This window comes from uncultured Mailhella sp. (assembly GCF_944324575.1).
In the GTDB taxonomy this organism is placed as follows: Bacteria; Desulfobacterota; Desulfovibrionia; order Desulfovibrionales; family Desulfovibrionaceae; genus Mailhella.
The window spans coordinates 1-6250 of the sequence record NZ_CALUWV010000110.1; the positions used below are offsets into that span (position 1 = coordinate 1).

At 60.0% G+C, this 6250-nt stretch carries 4 protein-coding genes and 1 tRNA gene; 2 read left to right on the top strand and 3 right to left on the bottom strand.

Annotated elements, in window-relative coordinates; genetic code table 11:
- Positions 1–32 precede the first annotated feature (32 nt).
- Positions 33–108 (bottom strand) — tRNA-His (locus tag Q0J81_RS09905).
- Positions 109–183: 75 nt separating this feature from the next.
- Here Q0J81_RS09905 and murA point away from each other — a divergent pair.
- Together murA and Q0J81_RS09915 are read left to right on the top strand one after the other, a co-directional pair.
- Positions 184–1446 carry a UDP-N-acetylglucosamine 1-carboxyvinyltransferase gene (gene murA, locus Q0J81_RS09910; protein WP_294447542.1) on the top strand — a complete coding sequence of 421 codons (1263 nt, stop codon included), beginning with the start codon at positions 184–186 and terminating at the stop codon, positions 1444–1446.
- A gap of 301 nt (positions 1447–1747) precedes the next feature.
- Positions 1748–4441 carry a DNA internalization-related competence protein ComEC/Rec2 gene (locus Q0J81_RS09915; protein ID WP_294447544.1) on the top strand — a complete coding sequence of 898 codons (2694 nt, stop codon included), beginning with the start codon at positions 1748–1750 and terminating at the stop codon, positions 4439–4441.
- Positions 4442–4885: 444 nt separating this feature from the next.
- Here the strand turns inward: Q0J81_RS09915 and Q0J81_RS09920 are convergent, their stop codons facing one another.
- Positions 4886–5365: a HyaD/HybD family hydrogenase maturation endopeptidase gene (locus Q0J81_RS09920; RefSeq protein ID WP_294447545.1), complete on the bottom strand. Its 480-nt coding sequence runs from the start codon at positions 5363–5365 to the stop codon at positions 4886–4888.
- Between the two features lie 391 nt (positions 5366–5756).
- On the bottom strand, positions 5757–6250 hold a 494-nt coding region (locus Q0J81_RS09925), incomplete at its 5' end, for a nickel-dependent hydrogenase large subunit (RefSeq protein ID WP_294447547.1).

A 6250-nucleotide genomic window follows, 5' to 3' on the forward strand; every position in this document is an offset into this window, starting at 1 on the left:
AAAAAAAGCCCCGATGAAATCGGGGCAAAATATGGGGCGAATAACAGGGTTTGAACCTGCGACCCCCTGGGCCACAACCAGGTGCTCTGCCAACTGAGCTATATTCGCCGTGCAGAAAGAGTTATTATTCAATTACCGAAAAATAGTCAAGCATTTTTTTGACAATCTCTGCGGAGGAAGAGTTTGGACAGTTTCATTATAGAGGGCGGCGTACCGCTCAGGGGCATCATTGAAATCAGCGGATCCAAGAATGCCGCGCTTCCTATCCTCATGGCATCCATTGCCGTGGATGACGAGGTTACGTATGCCAACGTGCCCGACCTTCGGGACATTCATACCACCATCAAGCTGCTCAACATCCTGGGAAGAGAAGCATCGCTGGAAAACGGCGTAGTAAGAGTGAAGAACGGCGCGCTCGGCAAGGAGGCTCCGTACGATCTTGTGAAGACCATGCGCGCTTCCGTGCTCTGCCTCGGGCCTCTTCTGGCGCGTCTCGGCGAGGCCAAGGTATCTCTGCCCGGCGGCTGCGCCATCGGCGCGCGGCCCGTGGATCAGCATCTTTCCGCTCTGGAAAAGATGGGGGCGGTGTTCGATCTGGAAAGCGGCTACATTCACGGCCGCTGCCCCGAAGGACTCCGGGGAGCCCACATCCGCTTCGACATGCCTACTGTGGGCGGCACGGAAAACGTGCTTATGGCCGCAAGTCTTGCCAGGGGTGAGACTGTGCTTGAAAACGTGGCAAGAGAGCCGGAAATCGTGGACCTGGCGAATTTTCTCATCCGGTGCGGCGCGCGCATTGAAGGGCAGGGCACGACCATGATCCGCGTACAGGGCGTGGAGAAGCTGCACGGCTGCTCCTATGACGTCATGCCCGACCGCATCGAGGCGGGGACCTTCCTCATTGCCGCAGGCGTGACCGGTGGGGAGCTTCTGCTGAAGAACTGTCCCATATGCGATATGTCCGCCGTGGTGGACAAGTTGCGCGCCGCTGGCATGATCATTGAGGAAACGCCGGAAGGCGTGCTGGCCCGCACGGGAGAGAACGGTCTTACGGGCGTGGACATCAGCACCCGTCCGCATCCCGGATTTCCCACGGACATGCAGGCACAGTTCATGGTGCTCATGTGTTGTGCCCAGGGGTCAGGTCTTGTGGAGGAAAATATTTTTGAGAACCGCTTCATGCACGTGCAGGAACTTGTGCGCATGGGGGCGGACATCCATGTGACGGGCTCTTCCGCCATGGTGCGCGGCGGGCGTCCTCTGACCGGTGCTCCCGTCATGGCTTCCGATCTGCGTGCTGGGGCGGCTCTGGTGCTGGCCGGTCTTGCGGCAAAGGGCGAGACGAGAGTTCAGCGTGTGTATCATGTGGACCGGGGCTATGAGCACCTTGAGACGAAGCTTTCCGCCGTGGGGGCGCACATCCGTCGTGTAAAGGATGTCGACTGATTTCTTTTGGAACGTGAAGGCCGCCTGTGCGGCCTTCACCGTTCAGGGGCGCAGAGGTCCAGAAAGGCTGCTCTTTCTTCAGAGCAGGACGGGCGGAAGCGCAATTTCGGAAAACCTCCGCTGCAACGATGAGGTTCGTATCTGAGAAGGCGCGGGCTTTTTCAGTGCGGAGTTCTTTTTTGTGCGGCACGACCTGGCAATCTGTTGCAATGCAGAGAAGACGAAGGTCCGTGCCGACGATTCATGCGCAGAGTGTTTCAGCACGGCTCCGGTGCGGAGGAGCCGTTTTTTGAGTGTTGTCATGTCGGTTGTGTCGGGACTGCCGTTGCTGCTTTTTCGCCAGAGGCTGATTCTTGCCGTTCTGGCCGGTTCCGTAGCGTTGCGCGATGCCTTGCTCGGCGGGGGATTTTTTCTTCTTGTGCTCATGATTCCCCGAAATGCCGGCTGGCGACGGACTGCGCTGCTGATTCTTTTCTTTTTTGTCGGCCTCGGCGTCACGAAGTTCTCCTCGCCGGAAGCTCCGGTCTGTCCGTCGTGGGCGTCCGTGCCGCGAAAAAGCGTACTGGTGGAAGCAGACGTTGAGTCCGTTACGGGGCTTGCCGGAGGGCGAGTCCGCGTTCTGCTTGAAAACATGCGCCCGCTGAAGGATGTGCCGTCGCTTCCGGAGGGCACGAAAGAACTCGTAGTCAAGGCTCTGGAACGCAGAGTGGATGTTGGACTGTCCGGCGGAAGAAAGGGCTATCCCGGTCTCGTTGTGGAGGACGATGTATCGCCCGTTCCCGGCCTTGTCAGCATGACGCTGTACGCCGACGATCTGACGATTTGCGGACGGCCGGTTGCCGGGCAGAGAATGCGGGCGCTTTTGCGTCTTTATCCCTGCGTGGGCAGCGTGAACCCGGGTACGTCCGATCTTGGTGCGTACTGGGCGGATCGCGACGTGTGGCATAATGCGAGAGTGAACAGAACGCGGACGGGACCGGTCTTCCTCGAATTTTCCGAGGGAGAGGGCGGCATGTTTCGGGCTTCGTTGCTGCGGGAGCGCTGGCGCAGCGAGCTGGAAGCGGCGCTTGAGAGCGGCGGGACGAAGACGGGCGCAGATCGGGGAGGCGGCCTGTGGAGCGGGGAGAGCCCGCTTGCCTGTTCGCAGGGGCGTGCCATGCTGATAGCCCTCCTTTTCGGCGACAGATCCGTGCTTACTCCAGAAACCGTGGATCTGTTCACCAGGGCAGGACTTGTGCATTCTCTTGCGCTGTCCGGTCAGCATCTGGCGCTTGCCGCCATGGCGGGCGTGGCTTTCGTGTTTCTGCTTTCTCTCTTGCATCGCAGGCTTTTTCTTTTTGTGCCGCGCAGAGTGCTTGTCGTGTCGGCGGGCCTGCCGTTTGCGCTGGCCTATCTTTTCCTCGGCGGCGCGCCGTTTTCTCTTGTTCGGGCGGCCTGCATGATGCTGGCAGCGGCCGTGTTCGTGTGCCTGCGCCGGAGCGTGGCGCCGCTGGATGCGTTGTTTGCCGCCGCTCTGTTGCTGTTTCTCGGCTGGCCGAATGTGGTTTTCGATCTTTCGGCTCAGCTTTCCGTGCTCGCCGTGGCCGGCATACTGCTTTCCCTTCCGCTGACGTCGGCGCTGCGGAGGCGCTTTCCTCCGGCTCGTCGGCCGGATCGGACATGGCGGAACGCTCCGCGTCGTGCGGTATATGCCTTCATCCGCTGGACAGGAACCATGCTTCTGCTTTCCTTGTCTGCACAGATGGCAGTACTGCCGGTACTCATATCCGTATTCGGCGTGGTGAGCATGAACGTGTGGATGAATCTCGTATGGCTCCCGCCGCTTACCTTCATCACGCTTCCTGCGGCGGCTCTCGGACTGCTGATGCTGACGGTTTTCGGACCACAGCCCGTGTCTGACCTCTTTTTTACCGTGGCGGCATGGCCTGCCGATGCCATGATAGACCTGCTTGCCGTCATGGACGGCGCGGACTGGCTGCCGTTTGTTCAGTGCTTTCGCCCTTCGTCGTTGACGTCGCTGGGGTACGGGGCGCTGTTTGTCGGTTTCATGCTGCTGGCCGGGGCCAGAGTGTGCGGGCGGGATGCGGGAGCGGCTACGCGCAGGCTTCTTCTGGCGGGAATGGTGCTCATGCCGCTCGGCCAGATGTCCGTCTGGCTGGAGGATGTTCATGCCCGTGAAGACGGTCGCGTTTCTCTGACCATGTTCGACGTGGGGCAGGGACAGGCCGTGCTCATTGAGGGGCCGGAAGGACGCGTGCTTGTGGACGGAGGCGGCGGAGCCTCGCCGTTTTTCGACTGCGGACGCAGCATACTGGCTCCTGCACTGACGTATCGGAGACTGCCGCGTCTCGACGCCGTGCTTGTGAGTCACACGGACATGGATCACGCCAGGGGACTGCGCTGGATACTGGAGCATTTTGAGGTGGGCTGTCTTGTCTGGTCGTCCTTTTCCGCGGCAGATGACTCCGTCGACGGCAGGGCTTTGCGTGAGATAGCCCGCAGAAGAAACATTCCCGAGAAAATTCTTGAGCGGGGAGACGTCTTTTCGCTGACAGAGAACGTGCGGCTTGAGGTCGTGTGGCCGGATGAGGCGATGATGACTTCGCTCAGGCCGGGAAAGAAGGTGTCGGGCAACGACGCTTCGGTTGCCTTCCGGCTGATGCGTGACGACCGTTCGCTGGCTCTTCTGTGCGGAGACATGACGTCTTCCTCCCTGAACCGTCTTGTGAAGAGCGGTCAGGACCTTCGAGCGGATATTCTTGTGCTGCCCCATCACGGCGCAGCGTCGAGCTTTCAGCGGAAGTTTTACGATGCCGTATCGCCGAAGGCGGTGCTCGCTTCGGCGGCAGCATACAATCATTACGGATTTCCCAGCCGGAAGGTGCGGGAGGAAATGGAGCGACGGAACATTCCTCTTTACAGCACCACCATGCTCGGAGGCATGACCGTCACATGGACCGGGCAGGACGCCGCCATGCATCTTCCGGAACTCTGAGAGCACAGGCAGGAGTGAGTCGTGCCGTTTGGACTTTTTTGCGCTCAGCGGCCTTTTGAGGCGTGGAGCGCTGAATTCCGAGTCAATACATAGGATTTCTGAAAACAGGGAAGAGAAAGGCGGAGAAGAGGGGATTTCGCGAAGTCTCACATATCGGCGACGTGACGCACGTGGGGAAGAGCCGTGCATGGAAGTTCACGGGGAGCGGTGCCGCCCCTGTGGCTGCCGGAGGAGGCCAGATGGAAGAGAACGCCGGACAGGGATGGGCGGAACTGAGCCTCGGCTTTGGGAACGCATCGGGCTTCGCCTCGCTGTCGGACGATTGATGCCGGAAACGGATTTTTCCGAAACTCCTGGAGTCGGCGTTCGAGAGACTGAAAAGGGCCGCGGTTGTGCAGAAAAGCAGAACGCGATCCGGAAAGGGCGGGCGAAAGCGGGGAACGCTCAGCGCTCGGTAATGTTCATGCCCAGGCCTCTCAGCTCGTCCACGAGTTTTTGCGCGAGCGCAGGCACGGATTTTTGGCAAACAGGCGAGAGACCGAGTTCCATGGTGTTGTAGTCGGCAGGCTCCATGCCGAAGACCACGCCTTCCGGCCGGTGGCCGAGAATGTCGCAGTAAATGAGCGTGTCCACAAGATCGGTCTGATGCAGCGAGTCTCGGAAGCTCATGCTTTTTCTGAGGTCTTCATCCGTGAGCCGGTAGGTGCTGCCGGGGGCGTCGCCGCCGAGCACGGCGTCGAGCACATAGACGCGGTCGCAGTTGAGAAGTGCGTCCATGAGTCCCATGCCCAGCGTGCCGCCGTCCACCAGCGTGACGTTTTCGGGAAAGACATAGTGCTCCTGCAGCCATTCGAGTGTGCGCACGCCTATGCCTTCATCGGTGAAGAGAATGTTGCCTACGCCGAGGATGAGAATACGTTCCATAATGCTCTCGGAAGGGGGCAAAAGCGCAGAGGACGCTTCTGCCTGAAAATGGCGCCGCCATAAAGACGACAGCCGGGAAAATGTTGTCGCCGCCTTCCGCTTTTTGTCGTCTGCGGAAGCGGGAAGTTGGAAGAAAGGTGTTTATTGGGGCAGCGGCACGCGTCGAACCGATGAAAAAGGGAGGGACGTTGTCGCGGGGCGAGGTGTTCTTGATGAGAGTCCGGTCTTTTTGTGTCGCATCGACGGAGAAGTTCCGCTGAAAACGTGCAGGGATGCACGTTCACGAGGCGCGTTTTTGGTCGATGTGAAGACGTTTCGCCCGTTATCTGAAGGTCGGACCATGAAAAAAGGGGGAGGATGACGTATCCTCCCCCTTCTGATTCAGTGTGCGTTACAGAACCTTGAAATCATAGCCCTGATTGGTACGACCGTCGATGACGTGCACGCCGCAGGCGATGCACGGGTCGAAGGAATGCACGGTACGCAGAATTTCCACGGGACGCTTGGGATCGGCCACGGGAGTGCCCACCAGGGCGGCTTCCACGGCGGAGAGCTTGCCTTCGGCGCAGCGCGGACCAAGGTTCCAGGTGGAGGGGACCACGAGCTGGAAGTTGGCGATCTTGCCGTTTTCGATGACCAGCCAGTGCGACAGACCGCCGCGGGGCGCGTGAACGAAGCCCACACCCTCGGCGTTCTTGGGCACTTCGGTGTTGATGCAGATCTTGTTGTCGCCCTTTGCGATGTTGTCTTCAAGCTGCTGGAGCCATTCGCCGATGCCGTTCGCCACCACCACGGCTTCCACGCCGCGGGCGGCGGTGCGGCCGAGCGTGGAGAACAGGGCTTCGGGGCCCACGTTCAGAGCCTTCAGCACCGTGTTCACGGTGG